The following is a 25,709-nucleotide window of genomic DNA, read 5'->3' as shown; positions in this document are numbered from 1 at the left end:
CCCACACCAGTCAACGACAAGCCAAGCAAGGAGCCAGAATGAAAGCCTACCAGCGTCAATTTATCGAGTTCGCCCTGGAGAAACAGGTTCTCAAATTCGGTGAATTCACCCTGAAATCCGGCCGCAAGAGCCCCTACTTCTTCAACGCCGGCCTGTTCAACAGCGGCCGCGATCTGGCCCGTCTCGGCCGTTTCTACGCCGCCGCCCTGATGGATGCCGGCATCGAATTCGACGTGCTGTTTGGCCCGGCCTACAAGGGGATCCCCATCGCCTCCGCCACCGCGGTGCAGCTGGTGGAGCAGCACGACGTGGACGTGCCCTGGTGCTTCAACCGCAAGGAGGCCAAGGATCACGGCGAGGGCGGCAACCTGGTGGGCAGCCCGCTCAAGGGGCGCATCATGCTGGTGGACGACGTCATCACCGCCGGTACTGCCATCCGCGAATCCATGGATCTGATCCAGGCCAACGGTGCCTCCCTGGCCGGGGTGCTGATCGCCCTGGACCGCCAGGAGAAGGGCAAGGGCGAGCTCTCCGCCATCCAGGAGGTGGAGCGTGACTACGGTGCCCACATCATCGCCATCATCCAGATGAGCGATCTGATCCAGTATCTGGAGGAGAAGCAGGCCGAGCAGCCCGAGCTGGCCTCCCAGCTGGCGGCCATGAAGGCGTATCGCGCCCAGTACGGCATCTGAGCCTCTCCGTATCCATGTGAATGGCGTCGCCCCTGCCGGGGCGGCGCCATTTTTCATGGGATAAAAAAGTGGTCATCGCGACTTGAGCTTACCCTTACAGTAAAGGTTAGGGTTTGATCATCGGCATTGGTTCTGGCCGACTGGTTCCTGGGAGGAACATCATGACCACAGATATTCAATCACCCATCCATCTGCAGTTGCCGCTCAGCGGCATGAGCTGCGCCAACTGCGCCAACCGCATCACGACCGCCCTCAACAAGCTTGACGGGGTGCAGGCCACCGTCAACTTCGCGCTGGAGCAGGCGGCCATCGACCTGGCCAGCCCCGACCGTCTGCCCGAGGTGCTGGAGAGCATCAAGGCCCAGGGCTATGACTATGGCCAGGAGACGCTCACGTTCCAGATAGGCGGCATGACCTGTGCCGGTTGCTCTGCCCGTTTGAACAAGATGCTGGCGGCGCTGCCCGGCGTCATCTCGGCCGACGTCAACTTCTCCCTCGAGCAGGCGCGCCTCGTGCTGGTGCCGGGGATGCAGACCCCCGCCGCCCTGCGCACCCGGATCGAGGCCCTCGGCTTTGACGCCCAGCTGGCACAGGGCTCCGCGAGCGGTCGCCGCCAGCAGTTGCTGGAGCGGGAGGCGCAGGAGTCTGCCGCCGCGCACCAGGCGCTGATCCAGGTCTGTATCTCGGCACTGCTGACCCTGCCGCTGCTGGTGGGCATGCTCTCCATGGCCGGGCTGCTGCACTGGCATCTGCCCGCCTGGCTGGAGCTGGTGCTCGCCACCCCGGTGCAGTTCTGGATCGGAGCCCGCTTCTATCGCGGCGCCTGGCTCGCATTGCGCAACAGGGCGGCCAACATGGACGTGCTGGTGGCGACCGGTACCAGTGCCGCCTACTTCTACAGCCTCTATCTGCTGCTGACCCTGGGGGCTGCCGCCAGCGGCAAGCTCTACTTCGAGGCGAGCGCCATCATCATCACCCTGATCTCCCTCGGGAAGCTGCTGGAGGCACGCGCCCGCCGCAGCACCCAGTCCGCCATCCGCGAGCTGATGGCCCTTCGCCCCGAGACGGCTACCGTCTGGCGCGGGGGGGAGTGGCGCAGCGTCGGCATCGACGAGGTGCTGCGCGGCGACAGGCTGCGGGTGCTGGTGGGCGAGCGGGTGCCGGTGGACGGCAAGATAACGAGCGGCGAGAGCGAACTGGACGAATCCATCCTCACCGGCGAGAGCCTGCCGGTGCCGCGCGCGCTGGGGGATGCCGTGCTGGGCGGCGCCATCAACCGCTCCGGCGTGCTGGAGATCGAGGCCACGACCGTGGGGGAGGACTCCAGCCTCAGCAAGATCATCGCCCTGGTGGAGAGCGCCCAGATGGGCAAGGCACCGCTGCAACAGCTGGTGGACAGGGTCTCCGCCGTGTTCGTGCCCGTGGTGATGGCCATCGCCCTCTTTACCCTGCTGGCCTGGTATGCCGCAAGCAACGACTTCGGCCAGGCGCTGCTGGCGGCGGTGGCCGTGCTGGTGATCGCCTGCCCCTGTGCCCTCGGGCTGGCGACTCCGGCCGCCATTGTCACCGGCACCGGGGTGGCGGCGCGCCACGGCATCCTGATCAAGGACGTCGACACCCTGCAGAAGGCCCACGCCATCAAGGCCCTCATCTTCGACAAGACAGGGACCCTGACCCAGGGCCGGCCGGTGCTGGCGAGCTGGAGCGGCAGCGACGAGCAGCTGCGCCTCGCCGCCGCCCTGCAACAGGCGAGCGAACACCCGCTGGCGCTGGCCATGCGCGAGGCGGCCGGCAAAGATGCAGCGCTGCCCCAGCCGGAGGCGGTGGAGGTGCGGGTCGGTGCCGGCATCCTCGGTCAGGTGGCGGGCCACGGGGTCGCCATCGGCAACAGTGTCTTGCTGGCCCAGCTCGGCATCGAGGCGTCTGCGCAGGAGGAACAACCTGCCGACGGGGCGACCCGGGTCTGGGTGGCCATCGACGGCGTGGTCGTCGGCCTCGCCGCCCTGGCCGATACCCTGAGGCCGGAGAGCCCCGAGGCCATCGCCACCCTGCGCCAGCGCGGCATTGCCAGCTGGCTGGTGAGCGGCGACGCGCCCGCGCCTGTGGCCCACATCGCCGCCAAACTGGGGCTGGACGGGGCCTTCGACTCCGTGCTGCCCGCCGGCAAGGTGGACAAGGTGGCGGCGTTGCGGGCGCAGACCTCCGGGCTGGTGGCCATGGTGGGGGACGGGGTGAACGATGCGCCGGCGCTGGCTGCGGCGGACGTGGGGATCGCCATGGGCTCCGGCTCCGATGTGGCCATGGAGACGGCCGCCATCACGCTCATGCGATCTGACCCTCGGCTGGTGGCCGATGCCATCGACATCTCGGCGGCGACCTGGCGCACCATACAGCAGAACCTGTTCTGGGCCTTCGTGTTCAACGTGGTCGGCATTCCGCTGGCGGCGCTGGGCTATCTCAGCCCGGAGCTGGCGGGGGCGGCCATGGCGCTCAGCAGCGTCACCGTACTGAGCAATTCCCTGTTACTGAAGCGCTGGCAGCCCAGGGCGGGCGCCCGCGTCGCAAGCACCCATTCGAGCCAATAAGGAGGCGAGCATGAACATCAGCAAGGTTGCCAAGGCCACCGGCCTGACCGCCAAGACCATCCGGTATTACGAGAGCATCGGGCTCATCACGGCGCCGGTGCGCAGCGACAACGGCTATCGCAGCTACGGCGACGGCGCCCTGCGGGAGCTGCGCTTCGTCAAGCGGGCGCGGGAGACCGGCTTCAACCTGGAGGAGTGCCAGGAGCTGCTGGCACTCTACCGGGACGAGCACAGAACCAGCGCCCAGGTGAAGAAGCTGGCCCAGGAGAAGATCGTCGATCTGCGCGCCCGCATTGCCGGCCTTCAGGCCATGCTCGTTGCGCTCGAGGAGGTGGTGAGCTGCTGCCACGGGGATGCAAGCCCCGAGTGCCCCATCCTCGACGAGCTGGAGAAAGGGTGAGCGGGCCGGAGGCAGCGCTGAGTGTCAGCTTAATAGCGGGCGATTGATTGTTGAGCAGGAAAGGGGAGTGGTAGACTGTGCGGCTCTTGTACAGGGAGTGCCCAGTTGACCCAGAGTGTGAAACATCAGGTGCGGCGTGCCATCATGGTCCAGCTCTATACCCACGCCTCCTTCAGCCTGCCCTGTCTGGCGCTGCTGGCGATCAGCTGGAGCCTGCTGTGCCACGACTACCTGCCGGTGGGGGAGGCCCTCGGCTGGCTGGGGCTGGTCTTCCTGCTGCTGCTGGGGCGCTGGTGGCACCTGCGCTGGCGTCAGACCAGACTGACGCAGCTCCCGCTGCCGGTGCTGGAGCGGGAGCTGTTCATCGGCGTCACCATCACCTCCATCATCTGGGCCCTGGGCGTGCTGCTCTACATGGACAGGCTGCCGGACACCTACCGCGCCGCCATGATGATGCTCGCCAGCCTGATCCTCACCGGCAGTGCCATCATGCTGTTCGGCAGCCGCCGCACCCTCTACGGGGCCGTGCTGCCGCTCGGGTCTGCCATGCTGTTCGAACTGGGTGGCGGCAACGAGCAGGAGCGCATCGTCTCCTGCATGCTGGCGGGCTATCTGTTCGTGTTTCTGCCCACCCTGCTGCGACGCCTGCGGCGGGATCAGGTGGCCTCCCTCTACCACAGCTTCTCCAACGCCGAGCTGGTGGCGGAGCTCAAGGCGGTCTCCGAGCACCTCAAGCTCACCTCCCGCCTGGACGGGCTGACCGGCATCGCGAACCGGGCCCACCTCGATGACAGCCTGGCGCGGGCCTGGCGCCGCTGCCACCGGGCCCAGGCCCCCCTCTCCCTGGTGCTGGTGGACGTGGACTACTTCAAGCAGTTCAACGATCACTATGGCCACCAGCTGGGGGACCAGTGTCTGCAGCAGGTGGCGAGCCTGCTGGCCGAGGTGCTGCGCCGGGAGGACGATCTGGCCGCCCGTTACGGGGGGGAGGAGTTCGCCCTGCTGCTGCCCTGCACCACCTTGCAGGGGGCCATGCAGATCGCCGAGCAGGTGCGCACGGCCCTGCGCACGCTCGGCATTCCCCACCACAAGTCCCGGGTCTCGGGGCGGGTCAGTTGCAGCTTCGGGGTGGCGACCCTGGTGCCGGACCAGCACCACTCCATCGCCGATCTCATCCAAAAAGCGGATGCGGCCCTCTACCAGGCCAAGCATAATGGCCGGGATCGTATCGAAGTAGCCTTGATGGGTAAGGTTGCCTGAGTTTCACAAGACAGAGTTGAAGAGGTCGTCTATGCAATGTCATCGTATCGAAGAGCTGCTGGAGCTGCTGCAGCCCGCCTGGATCAAGGAACAGGACCTCAGCCTGGTGCAGTTTGTCGCCAAGCTGGCCGAGGAGGCCGGATTTGAAGGCTCCCTGTCCGAGCTGACCGACGACATGCTGATCTACCACCTCAAGATGCGCGAGTCCGACAAGCAGGCGATGATCCCGGGGCTGGCCAAGGATCATGTGCCCGACTTCAAGGAAGCCCTGCTCAAGGCCCGCGGCATCAAGTAACCCGACCGCCGGGTTGCCGGAAGAGGAAGGTTTCAAGGGAATCTCGCAAAAGGCGCATAGTCAACTGGCTATGGGCCTTTTTTGTTGCCTGAAATTGCGACGGCACTCGAACTATAGATACATTTAACCCACACAATTAGCAGGTTGTTTAAGATATAATCGGCTTCATAACAATGTGAGTGGAGCTATGTGTTGCGATGGCCGACCAGGACAAGATCGATATCAAGGACGTGACCGGTGACGTCACCGGGACCTTCAATCCCAATACCTTCAAGGCGGGTGACGACAGGTTCAACCCCGGCAAGCGCATCTATGTCCGCTCCCAGACCGGCTACTGGCAGCAGGTGCGCAAGGCCATGGGCTGGTTCTTCGTCGCGCTCTTCGTCGCCCTGCCCTGGCTGCGTTACGACGGTCGCCAGGCGGTGCTGTTCGATCTGGAGCACCAGCAGTTCCACATCTTCGGCGCCACCATCTGGCCGCAGGACCTCACCCTGCTGGCCTGGGTCTTCATGATCGCCGCCTTCGCCCTCTTCTTCGTGACCACCTTCCTCGGCCGGGTCTGGTGCGGCTATCTCTGCCCCCAGACGGTGTGGACCTTCATGTTCATCTGGTTCGAAGAGAAGCTGGAAGGGGCCGCCAACAAGCGGCGCAAGCTGGATGAGGCTCCCTGGAGCGGCGAGAAGCTGGCGCGCAAGGGGGCCAAGCACCTGGCGTGGATCCTGCTGTCGCTGGGCACCGGGCTCACCTTCGTCGCCTACTTCCAGGACGTCTTCCATCTGGTGCCCGACTTCTTCACCCTGCAGGCGGGCGGCTGGGTCATCTTCTGGGTGCTGTTCTTCGCCGCCTGCACCTATGGCAACGCCGGCTGGATGCGCGCCATCATGTGCATCCACATGTGCCCCTATGCCCGCTTCCAGTCCGCCATGTTCGACAAGGACACCTACATCGTCGGCTACGACAGCCAGCGCGGCGAGACCCGGGGTGCCCGGGGTCGCAAGGCCGATCCCAAGGCCCTGGGGCTGGGGGACTGTATCGACTGCGATCTCTGCGTGCAGGTCTGCCCGACCGGCATCGACATCCGCGACGGCCTGCAGTACGAGTGCATCAACTGCGGCGCCTGCGTCGATGCCTGCGACCAGACCATGGATCGGATGGGTTACCCGCGCGGCCTCATCAGCTACACCACTGAGCACAAGCTGGCCCACAGCGAGACCCAGGTCGCGCGGCCCAAGCTGATCGGCTACGGCCTGGTGATGGTCATCATGCTGGGGGTCTTCGTCTACAACGCCATGTCCATCATGCCCATGGGGCTCGACATACTGCGGGATCGCAACCAGCTGTTCCGCGAGAACAGCGAGGGGCTCATCGAGAACACCTACACCCTGAAGATCCTCAACAAGACCCTGCAGTCCCAGACCTATCTGCTGGATGTGGAGGGGCTGCCGGAGCATCAGTGGTTCGGTCCGCGGGAGGTGACTCTCAAACCAGGGGAGATTTTCACCCTGCCGGTGAGCCTGGCGGTGGATCCCTTCAACCTGAAGCGGCCGACCCTGGATGTGCAGTTCGTGTTGAAGCGGGAAGGGGCGGCTGCGGACGACAGCAAGGGCACCCTGCGTCAGCCCAGTAAATTTATCAGCAGGTTGTGACCACGGGGCACTCTGCTTTGAAGCAAGCCAGCAGATTTATCAGCGGGTTGTGACGGTTTCCGGGAGGGCGGGTCGTCCATCCCGGGCTGGATCGGATAGAATGGGGCGCAACAGCGCCCCTTTCCTATGGTGGATGACATGCGTTTCAACTATTCCGACCTCAATCCCGATCTCATCATGGATGCCATCGATCTCAGCGGCCTGCGCATCGATTCCGGCCTGATCGAGCTCAACAGCTACGAGAACAGGGTCTACCAGTTTCAGGACGAGGATCGCCGCCGCTACGTGGTGAAGTTCTATCGTCCCGGTCGCTGGAGCCGGGCCCAGATCCTGGAGGAGCACGAGTTCGCCGCCCGCCTGATGGAGACGGAGATCCCGGTCGCCGCACCCCTCAGCTTCGCCGGCGAGACCCTGCTGGAGCATCAGGGCTACCCCTTCGCCATCTGGCAGAGCGTCGGTGGCCGCCAGTTCGAGGTGGACAACCTGGATCAGCTGGAGTGGGTGGGGCGCTACCTCGGCCGTATCCACAGGGTCGGTGCCAGCCACGGGTTTCATCACCGCGTCCCCCTGGACGTGGAGATCATGCTGCACGAGCCGCGCCAGTTGCTGGCGGCAGGCGAATGGGTGCCGAGCGGCCTGGCCAAGCCCTTCTTCGGGGTGCTCGACGAGCTGATCCGGCACGTGAGCGACGCCATGACCCTGGACGTGGCGCGCATCTCCCTGCACGGCGACTGCCACCCGGGCAACATACTGTGGCGTGACGGCCCGCTGTTCGTCGATCTCGACGACTGCCGCACCGGCCCTGCCATCCAGGATCTCTGGATGATGCTGAGTGGCGAGCGTCACGAGCAGCAGCTTCAGCTCGACACGTTGCTGGCGGGTTACGAGGAGTTCATGGAGTTCGACCAGCGGGAGCTGGCGCTCATCGAGCCCCTGCGGGCCATGCGCATCGTCCACTACATGGCCTGGTTGGCCCGGCGCTGGAAGGATCCCGCCTTCCCCCGCCACTTCCCCTGGTTCAACACCGAGCACTACTGGCGCCAGCAGATTGCCACCCTGCACGACCAGCTGGCGGCCCTGAAGGCGCCGCCGCTGAGCCTGATGCCGCAGTGGTGAGGGAGGCAGCCGGGGGAGGCATGCCAGCCTCCCCCGGCTGCCTTTGCCATTGACGGCACGAGGGTGACGCAATAGGCTTGGACTGCTTCGGTTCGCCGGGCGTGCCTCACAGTGATCCCTTAACAGGAAACGTCATGAAAAAAATCCTATTTTTCCTCGCCGCCATGCTGATGATCCCCATGGTTCACGCCGCCCCGCAATTCAAGGAAGGCGTCAACTATGACGTGGTCACCCAGACCGGCAGCGCCCAGCCGGAAGTACTGGAGTTCTTCTCCTACTACTGCCCGCACTGCGCCAAGTTCGAGCCGATCGCCGAAGATCTGAAGAAGAGCCTGCCCGAAGGCGTGCCCCTGAAGAAGAACCCGGTGGCCTTCCTGGGCCGCGAGATGGGTCCGGAGATGCAGCGTGCCTACGCCGTCGCCAACCTGCTGAACGTGGAGGCCAAGCTGACCCCGGCCATCTTCGACAAGATCCACACCCAGCGTCAGATCCCCCAGAGCCGTGCCGACGTGAAGCAGATCTTCGTGGACAACGGCGTGCCGGCCGAGGAGTTTGACGGCGCCGTCGACAGCTTCGCCGTCTCCGGCATGGTCTCCCAGTTCGATCGCAACACCGAGACTTACAACGTGCGCGGCGTGCCGGCCTTCCTGGTCAACGGCAAGTACATGGTGAAGATTGAATCCATCACCTCCCAGGAACAGTTCAACCAGCTGGTGCAGTTCCTGCTGGCGAAGAAAGACTGATCCAGACTGACCTCGTGAAAAAAGCCCGCCGGTGCAAACCGGCGGGCTTTTTGTTTATCGGGCCCATGACGACGGGAAGGGCTCAGATCTGGCAATCCCGCTGGGTGGGGGCCGGGCGTGGCAGACGGGTACGGCGGCTGAGGGCCTCCGCCAGCCAGACCAGCAGCAGTATGGCCAGCAGCAGGGTGGCCGCCTGATCGTAGCGGAACAGGCTTAAGGAGACATAGAGCTGCTGCCCCAGCCCGCCGGCCCCGACCACCCCGAGGATGGTGGCGGCGCGCAGGTTCATCTCGCCGCGATAGAGGCTGTAGGCCAGCCACTGGTGTGACACCAGGGGAAACAGCCCGTACCAGAAGCTGGCCACGGCGCCGGCGCCGCTCAGTTGCAGGGCGAGGCGGGGGGCGGGGTCCGCATTCTCGAGGGTCTCCACGAACAGCCTGGCCAGCACGCCGGTGGTGTGCAGGGTGAGCGCCAGTATGCCCGCCACCGGCCCCAGCCCGACCGCGATCACCAGCAGGCTGGCGAAGATGAGCTCGGGCACGGATCGCAGCAGGTTGAACAGCAGCCGCAGCGGCCAGCAGTGGCGCGCGAGGCAGGCCAGCGGCAGGGCCAGCAGGGCGCTGAAGAGGGTGCTCAGCAGCGCCATCTGCACCGTATCGAGCAGGCCTGTGCCCACAGCCTTGAGGAAGGGCCATGACCAGTCCGGTCGCAGAAACTCCCCCACGAAGGCGCCCAGGCCGTCCAGGGAGAAGCTCAACATGCGCCAGTCGAGCCGATAGAGGGCCAGGACCCCGGCCAGCCCCAGGCAGATCAGCAACAGCAGGCCGGGGGAGCGGCTGTGGCGCAGCCAGGCGCTGAGGCCGTCCGCCAGGGTCACCAGCAGGATGAAGGCCAGCAGCAGGGTCACCACCTCGCCGCCGGCAAACATGCGCAGGGAGAGCTCGAGCTGCTGGCCGAGCCCGCCCGCCCCGACGAAGCCCATGATGACGGAGGCGCGCAGGGCGCACTCCCAGCGATAGACGGTGTAGGAGAGCAGCTCCTGGCGCACCGCGGGCAGCACGCCATACCAGAGCGCCTGCAGCCGGCCGCTGCCGCCGAGCAGCAGGGCGCGGGCCGGTTGCAGGGCGCCGCTCTCCATGATCTCGTTGTAGACCTTGGCCAGCATGCCGCCGTAGCTGACGGCGATGGCCAGGATGGCGGCGAGCGGTCCGAGCCCCGACAGGCGCACGAACAGCAGCGCCCAGATGAGCTCGGGCAGGCTGCGCAGCAGGATGGCGACGAGGCGCGAGAGGGCCCGCAAGGCGCCGCGCAGGGGGCTGGGAACCGGCCCCAGCTCGGCGAGCGACAGGGCGCGGGAACCGAGCAGGGCGAACGGCACGCCGAGCAGCAGGGCGCCCGCCAGCCCCAGGGTCGCCACCGCCAGGCTCTCCAGGGTCGCGGTCAGGGTCAGGGCGAGAAAGTCCCGATCAAAACGGGGCGGCCAGCTGGTGGCGACAAAGTTGCCCATCTGCCGCCAGCTCTGGCCATCGAACAGGCCGAGCCAGCCGTCGGCCTGCTGCCACAGGCTGTAGCCGATGAGCAGCAGCAACCAGGGCAGGGGATGACGCCAGTGGAGGGTCAGACCAAACACGCTGCCGCCTCGTCGTCACCGGCGTAGAGCTCGGCCAGCATGGCCGGGGTGACGGCCGCCGCCGGGCAGTCGAACTGCACCCGCCCCTCCCGCAGGCCGATGATGCGGGGGAAGCGGTCGAGGGCCAGCTCGACCGCGTGCAGGTTGGCGACGAGGGTGCTGCCCCGGGCGCGGGCCTGGGCCAGCAGGGCATCCAGGCTGCTCTGGGCGAGCACGGGATCGAGGGCGGAGACAGGCTCGTCCGCCAGGATCAGGTCCGGCTGCTGGTAGAGCACCCGGGCGATGCCGACCCGTTGCAGCTGGCCGCCGGAGAGCTCGCCGCAGCACTGCTGCCACTTGTCGGCGAGGCCGAGGCGGGCCAGTTCGGTTCGCGCGCCTGCTGGGTCGCAGGGGCGCAGCAGGGAGAGTAAGGAACGGCCGAGGGACCACTGGCCGAGGCGGCCGGCCAGCACGGCGGTCACCACCGGCTGGGAGGCGGGCAGCGGAGGCTGCTGCCAGATCATGCCGATCCGGCTGCGCAGCCGCTGGCGGGCCCGGGTGGAGAGGGCCCAGGGATCCTGGCCCCAGAGGGTGAGCTCGCCCTCGCCGCGCAGCTCGGTGGCGATCAGCCGCAGCAGGCTGGTCTTGCCCGCGCCGCTCGGCCCGATGACGGCCACGCACTCCCCCGCGGCTATCTGCAGATGAAGCGGGTGCAGGATGCGGCTCTGCCCGAGCCGCAATCCTTTCCCGTCCAGCGCGACGGCGATCACTTCAGCAGGCCGGCCTGGGTCGCGGCGGCTTCGATGCCCTGGTAGTTCTCGGGCCTGGTCTCGATGAAGCGGCTGGCGCGTTGCAGCTTGAGGATCTCGGCCTGGGCGGGCACCGCCGGATCCAGGCTGAGGAAGGCCTGTTTGATCTTCTCCTGAAGGGCCGGATCCAGATCGCCGCGCACCGTCCAGTTGTAGTCAAAGTAGGTCGGCGTGGTCCAGATCACCTTGACCCTGGCGGTATCGACCTTGCCCTCTTCCACCAGCTTCTCCCACACCGAGGCGTTGAGCGCGCCGGCCGGCACCTTGCCGGAAGCGACCCAGGCGACGGTGGCGTCGTGGGCGCCGGAGAAGGCGACGTGGGCGAAGTCACGCTCCGGGTTGATGCCCTGCTCGGCCAGGAAGTGGCGCGGCATCAGGTGACCCGAGGTGGAGGAGGGGGAACCGAACGCGAAGTCCTTGCCCTTGGTGTCGGCCAGGGTCTTGATGCCGCTGTCGACGTTGGCGATGAACTTGGACGTGAACTGGGCGTCTTCCTGGCGCTGCACCAGGGGTACCACCTTGTCGGCACGGCGATGGGCCTGCACATAGGTGAAGCCCCCGAGCCAGGCCATGTCCAGCTTGCCGGCGGCCAGCGCCTCGACCACGGCGGCGTAGTCGTTGACCGGCACGAACACCACCTCGCGGCCCGTCTTCTCGGCCAGGTAGTCACCCAGGGGGGCAAACTTGCGCTGCAGTTCGGTGGGGGCCTCGTCCGGGATGGCGGAGACCCGCAGCGGCTCGGCGGCGACGGCTCCCAGGCTGGCGAACAGGGTGGTGATGGCAAATATCCATTTGGAGGTCATGGGCGGTTCCTTGTGGTCTGGCGTTCAAACAAGCGAAAGGTCCGACGGGGGCCGGACCTTTCAGGTGAGTCATGGTAGGGGGCCATCGGCGCAGTGCGCAAGATGGGGCACTCAAAAAGGCGTCTTATACCCCGACGTGGAACGCCTGCTTGAGGTTGCGGATGAAGTCTGCGTCCCGGCACAGGGTCTTGCCCGGGCTGTCGGAGATCTTGGCGACCGGGCCGCCGTTGCACTCCATCAGCTTGAACACGATGTTCATGGGGGTGACGCCCGGCAGATCGCAGGTGAGCTTGGTGCCGATGCCGAAGCTGGTGTTGATGCGGCCACGGAAGTGGCGGAACAGTTGGACCGCCTTGTCGAGATCCAGGCCATCCGAGAACACCAGCGTCTTGGTGGCGGGATCGATGCCGAGGCGCTGGTAGTGGCTGATGGCCTTCTCCCCCCACACCACGGGGTCGCCGGAGTCGTGGCGCAGCCCCTGGTAGCGGCTGGCCAGCTCGAAGTCGAAGTCGCGCAGGAAGGCATCCATGGTGATGCAGTCGGTGAGCGCGATGCCGAGGTGATTGGTGAATTCATCCAGCCAGCTGGTGAGGGCGGCGCGCTGGCTGAGCTCCAGCGGGAAGCCGAGCTGCTGATGGGCCTGGAACCACTCGTGGGCCTGGGTGCCCACTGCCGGCAGCCGGTACTTGCGTGCCAGCTGGTAGTTGCTGGTGCCGTGAAACGCCGGCAGCCGCTCCTGGAGGCGGCCCACCACGGCATCCTGCACCGCGTGGGAGAAGCGGCGGCGGGTGCCGAAGTCGATGAGGTTGAACTCCTGCATCTCCGCCGGGCTCAGCTCCCGCTCCAGCTTGTCGAGCTTCTGGTCGAGTCGCGCCAGCGCCTGGCTCACCCCGAACTGGGGGTAGCGGAAGCGGTTGCGCATCTCGCTGATGATGGCGAGCACCGGGATCTCCCACAGGATGACGTCCTGCCAGGGCCCCTCGACCCGCACGTTGATGCGTCCATCCCGCTCGAACACCTTGAGCAATGAGGCATCCAGCGGCTTGCGGCGCAGGTGATCCAGATAGTCGGCGGTGAAGAAGGGGCGTTCGGCCAGGAAATCGAGTTCGGAGCGGGTCAGGCGCAGGGATCCGGCGAGGCGCAACTGCTCCTCGATCTCGCCCATCATGGGCAGCAGATCCTCTTCGTTGCGGCTGTGGAATTCGGCCACCACCTCGGCATCCGGGTAGCGGTGGAACACCGCCTGCTGCATATGCAGCTTGTAAGCGTCGGTGTCGAGCAGGCTGTGGAGGATGGGAGGCATGTCAGGCTCCTCGCAGGCGGGAGCGAACAGTGTCGTTCCCCTGCTGCATGGGTAAGGTGCGGGCGTCGGTATCGAGCAGGCTGTAGAGGATGGGGGGCATATCAGGCGTCCAGCAGGCGTTGTACATCGGCCAGGGTCTGGGCCAGCTCGGCGCCGGCCTCGATCATCTGGGTGCGGGCCTGTGCGACCGTTTCGGGGGCGATGCCGCGGCAGGCATCGAGATGGACGATCACCCTAAAACCGGCGCGGCGCAGCTGCAGCACGCTGGTCTTGACGCAGTAGTCGGTGGCGAGGCCGCCCACCAGCACAGTCGCGACGTTGCGGGCCTGCAGGAACTCGATGAGCCCGGTGCTGCGCCGCTCGGCCAGATCGTGGTAGCAGGCGCCATAGGGATGCAGATCCGGCTCGACCCCCTTCCAGACGAAGAAGTCGTAATCGATGGGGGCGGGCAGGCCGTCCAGCAGCTCGAACCCCGGGGTGCCCGGCACGCAATGGGCCGGCCAGGTGAGATCGGCATTCGCCAGCGCAAGGGGTTGCAGCATGGCGGCCGGCTCGCTCACCACCCAGGCGGCGTTCACGGGGTGGGCATCCTTGCTGCCGATCCGCAGGCTGGCGAGGGTGGCCTGAGCGTTGAGGGCGGCCACTATCTCGTCCCCGCCCGCGACGGGCAGTTCATTCGGGCAGAGGGGACTGAACCCCTTCTGCGCATCAATATCCAGGCTGGCGACGATTCCCATGGACGGCTCCTTCACATAGTATTCTTGTGATATTATCTACCAAACATTATTAGAAGGCGAGCAGGTCGACCAGGATGCCGAGAATGAGTCTGGATATGGTGGTGCTGCGGTTGCGCGAGGAGCGGCTCGAACTGCTCCTCGAGACCCGGGATCGCCCCCCCTTTGCCCACTGCTGGCAACTGCCGGCCCTGCGCATCGACGAGACCCGGGACCGGGATCTGGATGCCGCCCGCCACCGATTGCTGGCGCAGTGGGGACTGGAGCAGTGCTACAGCGAGCAGGTCTGTACCCTGGGCAACCTGGAGCGGGATCCCCGGGGATGGTCTACCACGCTCGTTTATCTGTGCCTGGCGGAGCCAGAGGCAGGGGCCGTGCGCGGCTGCTGGCACCCGCTTGCCGACCTGCCCGGCCTGGATCTCGCCTTCGATCACGGCCAGCTGGTCGCCATGGGGCTGGAGCGGCTGCGCATCAAGAGCCGCTACAGCACCTTGCCGTTGCACCTGCTGGGGGCCGAGTTCACCCTCTCGGAGGTGCAGCGCGCCTTCGAGATCGTCCTGCAGACCCCCATGAACACGGCCGCCTTTCGCAAGCGGATCCACCGTGCCGAGATCCTGGTGGACACCGGTCGCAAGCGCACCGGCAAGCAGCGCCCCGCCATCCTCTACCGGCTGGAGAGCCCCTGCTGCGTGATGTTCGACCAGGTGATGAACGGAGCGGAAGCATGAAGGATGTCTGCGTGCACAAGGTGCTGGTGAGCGCGTGCTTGCTGGGTCAGCCGGTACGCTACGACGGCCGGAGCAAGGGGATTGTCAGCGACTGGCTGAAGGCCCTCGGTGCCGAGGGGCGGGTGCTGGCCTTCTGCCCCGAGGTGGCGGGCGGTCTGCCGACCCCGCGTCCACCCGCCGAGCGGCAGGGGGAGAGGGTCGTGACCGAGGGTGGGCTGGATGTGACGGCGGAGTTCGATCGGGGTGCCCTGCTGGCGCTCGAGCTCTGCCAGGCCCAGGGCATCCGCTTCGCCCTGCTGAAAGAAGGGAGCCCCTCCTGCGGCAGCGGCCGCATCTATAACGGCCGCTTCGAGGGGCAATCCGTGGCGGGCGAGGGCAAGACCACGGCCCTGTTGCGCCGCCACGGCATCGCCGTGTTCAGCGAGGATCAGCTGCCCGAGCTGGCGTCGGCGCTCTCCTTGGCGGTCAACGCCGCGGGCGCCTGAGCCTGCTGCCAGCTTTCCAGCACCTCGTCCTTCTCCTGCCAGCGCCGGTTCAGCCACTCCTGGAAGCCGCGCTTGAACTGCTTGTCGTTGAAGTAATCCCCCACCAGCTGCTCGTCCACCGGCAGCTCCTCGATCCGCACCCGGATGCGCTTCATCCGCCCCATCAGGAAGTCCTTGAAGGGGGTCTCGGGGTTGTCCGGGTAGCTGATGGTGACGTTGATCAGGCTGTCGAACTGATCGCCCATGGCCGCCAGGGTGAAGGCGAGCCCCGCCGCCTTGGGGGGCATCAGGTGGCGAAAGCGGGATCGGGAGGCGTCGCGCTTCGCCTCGGTGAAGCGGGTGCCCTCCACGAAGTTGATGACGGTGGTGGGGATATGGCGAAACTTCTCGCAGGCGTTGCGGGTGGTCTCGATATCCTTGCCCCGCAGGTGCGGGTTGCGCAGCAGAAACTCTCTCGAATAACGGCGCATAAAGGGCATGTCGAGCCCCCAGCAGGCGAGCCCCAGCAGCGGGATGTAGATGAGCTCGTGCTTCATGAAGAACTTGGGTACCGGCAGCCGGTCGCGGAACAGGTGACCGAGCACGACGATGTCGGTCCAGCTCAGGTGGTTGCTGATGATGAGATACCAGCCATCCTTGCGCAGCCGGGTGTCGTCCTCCACCTGCCAGTCGATGCGGGTGGTGAGGCGGATCACCAGGGCGTTGCAGCCGAGCCACAGGCGCATGAAACGGTTGTTGAGGCGACTGCAGGCACGGCCGAAGGCCGGCACGGGGAGCAGCAGCTTGGCCAGGGACACCAGCAGGATCAGGCTGGCGCACAGGGCGGTAAACAAAATGGTCAGGCCGGCGCTGATGAGCAGCACCAGGGGGCCGGGGAGCAGGTTTGGCATGGATGTCTTACTGCGTCTTGTCCGCCAGCAGTTGGCCCAGGGTCTGATCTTTCTCGTGCCAGATCCCGTTCAACCACTGTTGAAACTCTTGTTGGAACTCGGGGTCATTGAAGTAATCCCCCACCAGATTGCGTTCGATCGGCAGAAAGCGGACCCGAACCTTGATCTCCCTGACTCGACCGCACATGAAGTCCCAGTAACTGGGGATGCCACCCGGATAGGCGATGGTCACATCCACCAGCTTGTGCAGTTGATCCCCCATGGCCGCCAGGGTAAAGGCGATGCCACCCGCCCGGGGGGAAAGCAGATGACGATAGGGTGCCCCCTGTTTGTCGTGCTTGCCGGTGGTGAAGCGGGTGCCCTCCACGAAGTTCATCACGCTCACCGGAATGTGGCGGAATTTGGCACAGGCCTTTCGCGTGGTCTCTATGTCTTTTCCCTTCAGATGCGGGTGTTTTTCCAGAAATTTTCGGGAATAACGTCGCATGAAGGGGAAGTCGAGCGCCCACCAGGCCAGACCGAGAAAAGGTACCCAAATCAGTTCTTTCTTGAGGAAAAACTTCAGGAAGGGGATTTTCTGATTAAAAATCCGCTGCAATACCAGTATGTCGACCCAGGATTGATGGTTGGCAATCACCATATACCACTCATTCCGGCGCCCTTTGTCCACTCCGACCACCTCGAAAGGGGTCCTGATGATGGTTTTCTGGATCAGGTTATTGAAACCTATCCAGCAGCCGGCGCAGCCATCCAGCAGCGCGTTGCACAGAGTGCGCCACCCCTTGATGGGCAGCAGCAGCTTGATGACGCCAAGCAGCAGGACGGGGACAAACCAGAACAGGGTGTTGATGAAATAGAGCAGGGTCGAGAGGCTGCCGCGCAGTCGCTCTATCAGCTTGTTGGGCATGGTGGAATCCGTTTTCGTGTCGGTGGATGGCAACCAAGTGGTCAGATCTGTGGTCATGATATCAGCCGATCCGCGGCTAGACCATGGAGACGCCCTCCCCGGACGGGGATCCCCGTGTCGCTTGCTCCGCCTTCACTGGCCGCCGCGCAGGCGCGTCAGCAGCCGGTCCATGGCCCGGTAACCGAGCGCCTCGATGAGATGCTCCCTCTCGATGGCGGGCCGCCCTGCGAGATCGGCGATGGTGCGCGACACCCGCAGGATCCGGTGCCAGGCCCGGATGCTGAGCCCCAGCTTCTGGATGGCGTTCTCCAGAAATTCGGCATCCTGCGGTGATAAGCGGCAAATTGCTTCGATTTCACGGCTGTCCAGCAGGTTGTTGAGCTTGCCGTTGCGGGCCAGCATCTGCTCGCGCGCCCTCAACACCCGTTCGCGGATCTGACCGCTCGATTCCCCCCGCTGTGCCTTGCCGGTCAGGCTCCCCTTGGGCAGCAGCGGCACCTCCACCGTCAGGTCGAACCGGTCGAGGAAGGGGCCTGAGAGCTTGCCGAGGTAGCGCAGGATCTGGTCCGGGCTGGAGCGGGTCTGGCCGTCGCCATAGTGGCCGCAGGGGCTGGGGTTCATGGCCCCCACCAGCTGGAAGCGGGCGGGAAAGTCCACCTGGCGGGCGGCGCGGCTGATGGTGATGTGGCCCGTCTCCAGCGGTTCGCGCAGGGAGTCGAGCACCTTGCGCTCGAACTCGGGCAGTTCGTCCAGAAACAGCACGCCGTTGTGGGCCAGGGATATTTCGCCAGGACGAGGGTGACTGCCACCGCCCACCAGGGCTACCGCCGAGGCGCTGTGGTGCGGCGTACGATAGGGTCTGTGGTGCCAGTGACCGGCCTGCGGGGTGAGGCCGCCGATGGAGTGGATGGCGGCGGTCTGCTGCGCCTCCTGTTCGCTCAGCGGCGGCAGAATGCCGGGCAGCCGGCTCGCCAGCATGCTCTTGCCGGTACCGGGCGGGCCGATGAACAGCAGGTTGTGGCTGCCGGCGGCGGCGATCTCCAGCGCCCGCTTGGCCTGGGACTGGCCGATCACGTCCTGCAGATCCGGCACATCGGGCGGCGTCTCCGTGCTTTGGGGCTCCGGCAACGGAAGCTCGTACTGGCCTGCCAGCCAGGCGGTAACCGCCAGCAGCTGGTGGGCTGTGCGCACCTCGGCATCCTGAATAAGCGAAGCCTCGGGGCCGTTCTCCCGCGGTACCAGCAGGGTGCGGCCCGCATCCCGGCAGGCGAGCACCGAGGGGAGCACCCCGAGTACGGGGCGGATCTCTCCGGTCAGGGCCAGTTCCCCCAAAAATTCGTGATCGAGCAGGTATTTTGCCGGTATCTGCTTGGAAGCGGCGAGAATGCCGATGGCGATGGCCAGATCGAAACGGCCCCCCTCCTTGGGCAGGTCGGCGGGGGCCAGGTTGACCGTGATGTGCTTGGCCGGGAACTCGAAGTTGCCGTTGAGCAGGGCGCTGCGCACCCGATCCCGCGACTCTTTCACCGAGGTTTCCGGCAGCCCCACCATGTTGAAGGCGGGCAGACCGTTGGAGAGGTGCACCTCCACCGTGACTTGCGGCGCCGTGATCCCCAGGCTGGCACGGCTATAAACCACAGCTAATGACATAAATCCCGTCCTTGGTTTGATGTATGTGCTGGTTAACCGTTTTTTATTAGTTTTTTGTTCCAACTGGTGGGTTCTGACTCAGTCAAATTCAGAGTCTTGTCAGGCAAAAAACGCTTGCCCAATAAAAATCACCGTGCTAGTTCTAATAGCCATTCGCGGCAAGCTCCGCCCCTATTTCACAGGATTTCCGGTTGTAACTATGAACATGGTCTCCCGTTTCGTCAGCATTATCGTGGTCCTAGTGGTGATTATTATCTCACCGCTCGGGGCTCGTTTGGCTGCACGGAACAAGGGATAGACCCACCACCGGACAGAACGAAACAAGCGACCCCCGAGCCTCAAGGCCCGGGGGTTTTTTTTCGACCAAAGGACAGGATTTTCCACATGAACGGCGCGCAGTTTTTGGTACAGGCTCTCAAGAAACAGGGTGTGACCCAGGTGTTTGGTTACCCGGGCGGGGCCATCATGCCGGTCTACGATGCCCTGTATGACGGCGGTCTGGCCCATCAGCTCTGCCGCCATGAGCAGGGGGCCGCCATGGCGGCTGTAGGTTATGCCCGCGCCTCCGGTCAGGTGGGGGTCTGCATCGCCACCTCTGGCCCCGGCGCCACCAACCTGGTGACCGGCCTCGCGGAGGCGCTGCTGGATTCCGTGCCCCTGGTGGCCATCAGCGGCCAGGTGCCCTGCGCCGCCGTCGGGACAGATGCGTTTCAGGAGGTTGACGTGCTCGGCATGTCCCTCTCCTGCACCAAGCACTCCTTCATGGTGACGGACGTGGCGGATCTGCCTCAGGTGATTGCCGAGGCCTTCGCCATCGCCAGCGAGGGGCGCCCTGGCCCGGTGCTGATCGACCTGCCCAAGGATGTGCAACTGGCCGCCGTTCCCTCCCAGAGCCCGCTGTTTGCGGTGGCGGAGCCCGAACATCTCAATCCGGCCGACCTGAAGGCCGCCCGCATCCTGCTGGCCGGTGCCGAGCGCCCGGTGCTCTACGTCGGTGGCGGGGTGGGGATGGCGAATGCCGAGCAGCAGCTGCGCGAATTTGCCGCCGCGACCGGCATGCCGGCGGTCACTACCCTCAAGGGGATAGGGGCGCTCGACCCCGACAGTCCCGTCTATCTCGGCATGCTCGGCATGCACGGCACCAAGGCCGCCAACCTCGCGGTGCAGCAGTGCGACCTGCTGCTGGTGGTGGGCGCCCGTTTCGACGACCGGGTGACCGGCAAGCTGGAAGAGTTCGCCCCGCAGGCCAAGGTGATCCACCTGGACGTGGATGCCGCCGAGTTCGGCAAGCGCCGCGCCGCCGAGGTGGGTATCACCCAGGATCTCAAACAGGTGCTGCCGCGCCTCGCCATGTCCCTCTCCATCGACCCCTGGCGTGAATACTGCGCCGCCATGGCCCGGGAATATGCCTTCCGCTACGACCATCCCGGCCAGGCCATCTACGCCCCGGCCCTGCTCAAGCAGCTCTCCGCCAGGTTGCCGGAGACCAGCGTGGTGGCCTGCGACGTGGGTCAGCACCAGATGTGGGTGGCCCAGCACATGCGCTTCACCAGCCCGCGCAACCACCTCTCCAGCGCCGGCCTCGGCACCATGGGTTTCGGTCTGCCCGCCGCCATCGGCGCCAAGATGTCGCGCCCGGATGACGAAGTGGTGCTGGTGAGCGGGGACGGCTCCTTCATGATGAACGTGCAGGAGCTCGGCACCATCCGCCGTGCCCAGCTCAAGGTGAAGATGGTGCTGCTGGACAACCAGCGCCTCGGCATGGTGCGCCAGTGGCAGGAGCTGTTCTTCGACGGTCGCTACAGCGAGACCAATTTGTCCGACAACCCCGACTTCATCGCCCTGGCCGCCGCCTTCGGCATCCCCGGCGAGACCATCACATGCAAGGAGGAGATAGCCCCTGCCCTCGATCGCCTGCTGGCGAGCGAGACCGCCTATCTGCTGCATGTGGCCATTTCAGAGGAAGAAAACGTCTGGCCCCTGGTACCGCCAGGAGTCGCCAACCACAAGATGATGGAGCAACGCCCATGAGTCAGCACAGTCAGCACCAGCACACCTTGCATATCCATGCCCAGCCCAGACCCGAAGTGATGGAGCGGGTGCTGCGGGTGGTCCGCCACCGCGGCTTCGCTCTCAATGCCCTGCACATGGAGCAGGATTGCCAACAGCTGCGGATCACGGTTACTGTCGAGTCGGTGCGTCCCATCCAGCAGTTGTGGAGCCAGCTGAACAAGCTGGTGGACGTCTCCCGGGTCGATGCACTGGAACAGCCATCCCGGATCAGCGCTTAAGGAGCCAAGCCAATGTCACAGCCTTCCCACCCTCAATACATCTGGTTCAACGGCAAGCTGGTGCCCTGGCAGGATGCCCAGGTGCACGTCATGAGCCATGCCCTGCACTACGGATCCTCGGTGTTCGAGGGGGTGCGCGCCTATGACACCCCCAGGGGCACCTGCATCTTCCGCCTGCAGGAGCACACCCGCCGCCTGTTCGACTCCGCCAAGATCTACTGGATGGACGTCCCCTACAGCGAGGCCGAAGTGAATGAAGCCTGCCGCACCGTGGTGCGCGAGAACGGCCTGAAAAGCGGCTACCTGCGCCCGCTGGCCTTTGTCGGCAACGTGGGGCTGGGGCTGCATCCGCCGCTGGATGCCAAGGCAGACCTCATGGTCGCGGCCCTGCCCTGGGGCGCCTATCTCGGTGAAGAGGGGCTGAAAAACGGGGTGGATGTGTGCGTCACCTCCTGGAACCGGCTCGCCCCCAACACCATCCCCACCGGCGCCAAGGCGGGCGGCAACTACCTCTCTTCCCAGCTCATCAGCCGCGAGGCCAAGCGCAACGGCTTCGCCGAGGGGCTGGCGCTGGACGTGAACGGCTACCTGAGCGAAGGGGCGGGGGAGAACCTGTTCCTGGTGAAGAACGGCGTGCTGTTCACCCCGCCCGCCACCGCCGCCATCCTGCCCGGCATCACCCGCGACACCATCATGACGCTTGCGCGTGACTTGGGTTATGAGGTGCGGGAGCAGGCGCTGCCCCGCGAGGCGCTCTACGTGGCGGACGAGATCTTCATGACCGGCACGGCCGCCGAGGTGACCCCGGTGCGCTCGGTGGATCGGATGCAGGTGGGCGCTGGTTGCCGTGGCCCGGTGACCGAACAGCTGCAGAACGCCTTCTTCGGCCTATTCAACGGCAAGACCGAAGACAAGTGGGGTTGGCTGACCCCCGTCAACGACTGATGAGAGCGGGGAGGCGTCACGCCTCCCCGAGTCGCTTCCGGTGAAGGCTCCCCGAGGTGCCTTCACCAGGATCGATTCCCGATCCGCGAATCACACATTCATGTTGAAAGACAATGCGCCCTAGGGGCATTCAGGGAGTAGAGACAATGCCGAAGTTGAGATCCGCCACCACCACCCACGGACGTAACATGGCCGGGGCCCGCGCCCTCTGGCGTGCCACCGGCATGACCGATCAGGATTTCGGCAAGCCCATTATCGCCGTGGTCAATTCCTTCACCCAGTTCGTGCCCGGCCACGTCCATCTCAAGGATCTCGGCCAGCTGGTCGCCCGGGAGATCGAGGCGGCCGGCGGCGTCGCCAAGGAGTTCAACACCATCGCCGTGGATGACGGCATCGCCATGGGCCACGGTGGCATGCTCTATTCCCTGCCGTCCCGCGAACTCATCGCCGACTCGGTGGAGTACATGGTCAACGCCCACTGCGCCGACGCCATGGTCTGCATCTCCAACTGCGACAAGATCACCCCGGGGATGCTGATGGCGGCCCTGCGCATCAACATCCCGGTGATCTTCGTCTCCGGCGGCCCCATGGAGGCGGGCAAGACCAAGCTCTCCGACCAGATCATCAAGCTGGATCTGGTGGACGCCATGATCCAGGGCGCCGACCCCAAGGTCTCCGATGCCCAGAGCGATCAGATCGAGCGCAGCGCCTGCCCCACTTGCGGCTCCTGCTCCGGCATGTTCACTGCCAACTCCATGAACTGCCTGACCGAGGCGCTCGGTCTCTCCCAGCCGGGCAACGGCTCCCTGCTGGCGACCCACGCGGATCGCGAGCAGCTGTTCAAGCTGGCGGGCCAGCGCATCGTCACCCTGGCCAAGCGCTGGTATGAGCAGGACGATGCCTCGGCGTTGCCGCGCAATATCGCCACCAAGGCGGCGTTCGAGAACGCCATGGCGCTGGATATCGCCATGGGGGGGTCCACCAACACCGTGCTGCACCTGCTGGCGGCGGCCCAGGAGGCGGGTGTCGACTTCACCATGGCCGACATCGACCGCATGTCCCGCAAGGTGCCCCAGCTGTGCAAGGTGGCGCCCTCCACCCAGAAATACCACATGGAGGACGTGCACCGCGCCGGCGGCGTGGTCGCCATCCTGGGCCAGCTGGAGAAGGCGGGCCTGGTGCACGGGGATGCCCGCAATGTGCTCGGCACCTCGCTCAGCGAGCTGCTTGAGGCGTACGACGTGAGCCGCTGCGATGACAAGGCGGTGCACGACTTCTACCGCGCCGGCCCGGCCGGGATCCGCACCACCAAGGCGTTCAGCCAGGATTGCCGCTGGCCCGAGCTGGATCTGGACAGAGCGGAAGGCTGCATCCGCTCCTTCGACAACGCCTACAGCCAGGAGGGCGGTCTCGCCGTACTCGCCGGCAACCTGGCGCTGAACGGCGCCATCGTCAAGACCGCCGGGGTGGATGAGGAGAACCTCCGCTTCCGTGGCCCGGCCCGGGTGTTCGAGAGCCAGGAGAGCGCGGTGAGCGGCATCCTGGACGGCACGGTGAAAGCCGGTGAGGTGGTGGTGATCCGCTACGAAGGGCCGAAAGGGGGGCCGGGCATGCAGGAGATGCTCTACCCCACCACCTATCTCAAGTCGATGGGATTGGGCAAGGCGTGCGCCCTGATCACCGACGGCCGCTTCTCCGGCGGTACCTCGGGTCTCTCCATCGGCCACGTCTCGCCGGAGGCGGCCTCCGGCGGCACCATAGGCCTGGTGGAGGATGGCGACATCATCAACATCGACATCCCGGCCCGCAGCATGGTGCTGGAGGTGGCCGACAGCGTGCTGGCCGCCCGTCGCGTGGCCGTCGAAGCCCGTGGCTGGAAGCCGCTGGATCGTCAGCGCGAGGTCTCGTTCGCCCTGCGTGCCTACGCCATGTTCGCCACCAGTGCCGACAAGGGTGCGGTGCGCGATCGTACCCTGCTGGGGGAGTGAAGATGATGACCAGTCATGATGTGGGTGCATTGCGTGCCCTTCGCCACGAGACGGAGGAATAAGCCATGGTCTCTGCGGCGGATTATCTGCGCAAGGTGCTGCTCTCCCCCGTCTACGAGGCGGCGCGGGTCACCCCCCTGCAAACCCTGAAGAAGCTCTCCGAGCGGCTCGGCAATCACGTCAGCCTGAAGCGGGAGGACCTGCAACCTGTCCACTCCTTCAAGCTGCGCGGCGCCTACCACAAGATCGCCACCCTGACCCAGGAGCAGAAGGCGCGCGGCGTGGTGGCGGCCTCGGCGGGCAACCACGCCCAGGGGGTCGCCCTGTCGGCTGCCAAGCTCGGTATCAAGGCGATCATAGTGATGCCCAAGACCACGCCAGACATCAAGATCGACGCGGTGCGCCGTCAGGGCGGCAACGTGCTGCTGTTTGGCAACAGCTTCGACGAGGCCTATGGCGAGAGCCGCCGCCTCGCCGAGAGCGAGGGCTATACCCTGATCCCGCCCTTTGACGACGTCGAGGTGATCGCGGGTCAGGGCACCATCGGCAAGGAGCTGCTGGAGCAGGATACCCACCTCACCCACGTCTTCGTGCCGGTGGGGGGCGGCGGCCTGGCCGCCGGGGTGGCGGTCTACATCAAGCAGCTGCTGCCGGACGTCAAGGTGATCGGGGTGGAGGCGGAGGGCTCCGCCTGCCTCAAGGCCGCGCTGGCGGCCGGCGAGCCGGTCAACCTGGAGCGGGTCTCCCTGTTTGCGGACGGGGTGGCGGTCAAGCGCATCGGCGAGGAGACCTTCCGCCTGTGCAACCAGTATCTGGACGAGGTGGTGACCGTCTCCAACGACCAGATCTGCGCCGCGCTGAAAGACATCTTCGACGACTGCCGCGCCATCGCCGAGCCGTCGGGGGCCCTGTCCCTGGCCGGCCTCAAGGCCTATAGCGAGCGGGAGCAGGTGAAGGGCGGGCGGATGGCGGCCATCCTGTCGGGCGCCAACGTCAACTTCCACAGCCTGCGCTACGTGTCGGAGCGCTGCGAGATCGGTGAGAAGCGCGAGGGCATGCTGGCGGTGACCATCCCCGAGCGCAAGGGGGCTTTCCTCGACTTCTGCCGTCAGCTCGGGCCCCGCATGGTGACCGAGTTCAACTACCGCTATGCCGATGCGGTGCAGGCGTCGCTGTTCGTCTCGGTGCGCCTCAGCGGCGGTGACGAGGAGCTCGGCCAGATCATCGATCAGCTCGGCGGCAACGGCTATCCGGTGGTCAACATGACCGAGAGCGAGCTGGCCAAGAACCACGTGCGCTACATGATTGGTGGCCGGCCTGCCCGGCCGCTCGGTGAGCGGCTCTACAGCTTCAAGTTCCCGGAGCAGCCGGGGGCCCTGATGCGCTTCCTCGAGACCCTGGGCTGCCGCTGGAACATCAGCCTGTTCCACTATCGCAACCACGGCGCCGACTATGGCCGGGTGCTCTGTGCCTTCGAGCTGCCGGACGAGGACGTGGCCGCCTTCCACGATTACCTGCACGAGATCGGCTACGGCTGGAAGGAGGTGAGCGACGATCCCGCCTACCGGTTGTTCCTGGCGAGCCAGGGCAGTCAGTGACTGCGGCTTGACGATCCGCGCTACGAGATGAGAAACGAAGAGCCCGGCTCTTCGTTTTTTTATGGGCGACGTTCCAACCCCCCATGATTGGGGGCGCGGTGGTCGATAATGTCGCCAATATCACACTCCTGAGGCCCTGGTCGTTTGAGGCTGGTTGCAGATGGGATAATCTGAAGACGGGGCTTGGATTCGGGGCCCCGTCAGGGAAGAGAGGCGCAGTCGCGTCATAACA

Annotated in this window: 23 protein-coding genes; 15 read left to right on the top strand and 8 right to left on the bottom strand. The window is 65.6% G+C overall.

Going from position 1 to position 25,709, the window contains the following annotated elements:
* Positions 1–38 precede the first annotated feature (38 nt).
* From pyrE to AB5Y72_RS17460, 8 genes are all read left to right on the top strand, one after another.
* Positions 39–692: an orotate phosphoribosyltransferase gene (gene pyrE, locus AB5Y72_RS17495; protein ID WP_042078213.1), complete on the top strand. Its 654-nt coding sequence runs from the start codon at positions 39–41 to the stop codon at positions 690–692.
* Between the two features lie 161 nt (positions 693–853).
* Positions 854–3,277 carry a heavy metal translocating P-type ATPase gene (locus AB5Y72_RS17490; RefSeq protein ID WP_325782733.1) on the top strand — a complete coding sequence of 808 codons (2,424 nt, stop codon included), beginning with the start codon at positions 854–856 and terminating at the stop codon, positions 3,275–3,277.
* Positions 3,278–3,287: 10 nt separating this feature from the next.
* Positions 3,288–3,677, top strand: coding sequence for a Cu(I)-responsive transcriptional regulator (cueR, locus tag AB5Y72_RS17485; protein ID WP_042078211.1), 390 nt, complete (start codon positions 3,288–3,290; stop codon positions 3,675–3,677).
* A gap of 105 nt (positions 3,678–3,782) precedes the next feature.
* Positions 3,783–4,937 carry a diguanylate cyclase gene (locus AB5Y72_RS17480; protein ID WP_318162373.1) on the top strand — a complete coding sequence of 385 codons (1,155 nt, stop codon included), beginning with the start codon at positions 3,783–3,785 and terminating at the stop codon, positions 4,935–4,937.
* 31 nt (positions 4,938–4,968) lie between these two features.
* Positions 4,969–5,232: a YihD family protein gene (locus AB5Y72_RS17475; protein WP_198505615.1), complete on the top strand. Its 264-nt coding sequence runs from the start codon at positions 4,969–4,971 to the stop codon at positions 5,230–5,232.
* Positions 5,233–5,429: 197 nt separating this feature from the next.
* Positions 5,430–6,878 (top strand): cytochrome c oxidase accessory protein CcoG, encoded by a 1,449-nt coding sequence (ccoG, locus tag AB5Y72_RS17470; RefSeq protein ID WP_368199329.1) that lies wholly within the window; start codon positions 5,430–5,432, stop codon positions 6,876–6,878.
* A 126-nt stretch (positions 6,879–7,004) separates the two neighbouring features.
* Entirely contained in the window at positions 7,005–7,994 is a 990-nt protein-coding gene (locus AB5Y72_RS17465) for a serine/threonine protein kinase (protein WP_368199328.1), read from the top strand.
* 134 nt (positions 7,995–8,128) lie between these two features.
* The gene (locus tag AB5Y72_RS17460) at positions 8,129–8,737 is read left to right on the top strand and encodes a thiol:disulfide interchange protein DsbA/DsbL (protein ID WP_042078204.1); all 609 of its coding nucleotides are present in this window, start codon (positions 8,129–8,131) and stop codon (positions 8,735–8,737) included.
* Between the two features lie 82 nt (positions 8,738–8,819).
* Here AB5Y72_RS17460 and AB5Y72_RS17455 read toward each other — a convergent pair whose 3' ends face one another.
* From AB5Y72_RS17455 to AB5Y72_RS17435, 5 genes are all read right to left on the bottom strand, one after another.
* Positions 8,820–10,367 (bottom strand): ABC transporter permease subunit, encoded by a 1,548-nt coding sequence (locus AB5Y72_RS17455; protein WP_325782735.1) that lies wholly within the window; start codon positions 10,365–10,367, stop codon positions 8,820–8,822.
* Positions 10,355–11,116 carry an ATP-binding cassette domain-containing protein gene (locus AB5Y72_RS17450; protein ID WP_325782736.1) on the bottom strand — a complete coding sequence of 254 codons (762 nt, stop codon included), beginning with the start codon at positions 11,114–11,116 and terminating at the stop codon, positions 10,355–10,357. The genes AB5Y72_RS17455 and AB5Y72_RS17450 overlap by 13 nt, the downstream gene beginning before the upstream one ends.
* Positions 11,113–11,958 (bottom strand): putative selenate ABC transporter substrate-binding protein, encoded by an 846-nt coding sequence (locus tag AB5Y72_RS17445; protein ID WP_325782737.1) that lies wholly within the window; start codon positions 11,956–11,958, stop codon positions 11,113–11,115. The genes AB5Y72_RS17450 and AB5Y72_RS17445 overlap by 4 nt, the downstream gene beginning before the upstream one ends.
* A 124-nt stretch (positions 11,959–12,082) precedes the next feature.
* On the bottom strand, positions 12,083–13,261 hold the full coding sequence (pncB, locus tag AB5Y72_RS17440; protein WP_325782738.1) for a nicotinate phosphoribosyltransferase: 1,179 nt from the start codon (positions 13,259–13,261) through the stop codon (positions 12,083–12,085).
* A gap of 101 nt (positions 13,262–13,362) precedes the next feature.
* Positions 13,363–13,998, bottom strand: a complete 636-nt coding sequence (locus AB5Y72_RS17435) for a nicotinamidase (protein ID WP_325782739.1) — start codon at positions 13,996–13,998, stop codon at positions 13,363–13,365.
* A gap of 74 nt (positions 13,999–14,072) precedes the next feature.
* On the opposite strand from AB5Y72_RS17435, the gene AB5Y72_RS17430 reads away from it, so the two are divergent.
* Together AB5Y72_RS17430 and AB5Y72_RS17425 are read left to right on the top strand one after the other, a co-directional pair.
* Positions 14,073–14,723, top strand: coding sequence for a DNA mismatch repair protein MutT (locus tag AB5Y72_RS17430; protein ID WP_042078198.1), 651 nt, complete (start codon positions 14,073–14,075; stop codon positions 14,721–14,723).
* Positions 14,720–15,208: a DUF523 domain-containing protein gene (locus tag AB5Y72_RS17425; protein WP_209794421.1), complete on the top strand. Its 489-nt coding sequence runs from the start codon at positions 14,720–14,722 to the stop codon at positions 15,206–15,208. The genes AB5Y72_RS17430 and AB5Y72_RS17425 overlap by 4 nt, the downstream gene beginning before the upstream one ends.
* Here AB5Y72_RS17425 and AB5Y72_RS17420 read toward each other — a convergent pair.
* From AB5Y72_RS17420 to AB5Y72_RS17410, 3 genes are all read right to left on the bottom strand, one after another.
* A complete protein-coding gene (locus AB5Y72_RS17420) occupies positions 15,151–16,098 on the bottom strand; it encodes an acyltransferase (protein WP_368199325.1) in 948 nt (315 codons plus the stop codon). The genes AB5Y72_RS17425 and AB5Y72_RS17420 overlap by 58 nt on opposite strands.
* A gap of 7 nt (positions 16,099–16,105) precedes the next feature.
* Entirely contained in the window at positions 16,106–17,005 is a 900-nt protein-coding gene (locus tag AB5Y72_RS17415; RefSeq protein ID WP_325782741.1) for an acyltransferase, read from the bottom strand.
* 132 nt (positions 17,006–17,137) lie between these two features.
* The gene (locus AB5Y72_RS17410; RefSeq protein WP_325782742.1) at positions 17,138–18,655 is read right to left on the bottom strand and encodes a YifB family Mg chelatase-like AAA ATPase; all 1,518 of its coding nucleotides are present in this window, start codon (positions 18,653–18,655) and stop codon (positions 17,138–17,140) included.
* 384 nt (positions 18,656–19,039) lie between these two features.
* On the opposite strand from AB5Y72_RS17410, the gene ilvG reads away from it, so the two are divergent.
* The 5 genes from ilvG (at position 19,040) to ilvA (ending at position 25,477) form a co-directional block, all read left to right on the top strand.
* Positions 19,040–20,686, top strand: coding sequence for an acetolactate synthase 2 catalytic subunit (ilvG, locus tag AB5Y72_RS17405; protein ID WP_325782743.1), 1,647 nt, complete (start codon positions 19,040–19,042; stop codon positions 20,684–20,686).
* The gene (gene ilvM, locus AB5Y72_RS17400) at positions 20,683–20,946 is read left to right on the top strand and encodes an acetolactate synthase 2 small subunit (protein ID WP_042078191.1); all 264 of its coding nucleotides are present in this window, start codon (positions 20,683–20,685) and stop codon (positions 20,944–20,946) included. Before ilvG ends, ilvM begins: the two co-directional genes overlap by 4 nt.
* 12 nt (positions 20,947–20,958) lie before the next feature.
* Positions 20,959–21,891, top strand: a complete 933-nt coding sequence (locus AB5Y72_RS17395) for a branched-chain amino acid transaminase (RefSeq protein ID WP_325782744.1) — start codon at positions 20,959–20,961, stop codon at positions 21,889–21,891.
* A 146-nt stretch (positions 21,892–22,037) separates the two neighbouring features.
* Positions 22,038–23,879, top strand: a complete 1,842-nt coding sequence (ilvD, locus tag AB5Y72_RS17390; RefSeq protein ID WP_042078188.1) for a dihydroxy-acid dehydratase — start codon at positions 22,038–22,040, stop codon at positions 23,877–23,879.
* 65 nt (positions 23,880–23,944) lie between these two features.
* Positions 23,945–25,477 carry a threonine ammonia-lyase, biosynthetic gene (gene ilvA, locus AB5Y72_RS17385; RefSeq protein ID WP_325782745.1) on the top strand — a complete coding sequence of 511 codons (1,533 nt, stop codon included), beginning with the start codon at positions 23,945–23,947 and terminating at the stop codon, positions 25,475–25,477.
* The last annotated feature ends 232 nt before the right edge of the window (positions 25,478–25,709 follow it).

It is taken from the genome of Aeromonas sp. R7-4, from assembly GCF_040908055.1.
Classification (GTDB): domain Bacteria; phylum Pseudomonadota; class Gammaproteobacteria; order Enterobacterales; family Aeromonadaceae; genus Aeromonas; species Aeromonas sanarellii.
Note: the sequence above shows the minus strand (reverse complement) of the source record. Positions and strands in the feature narration are given on the sequence as shown.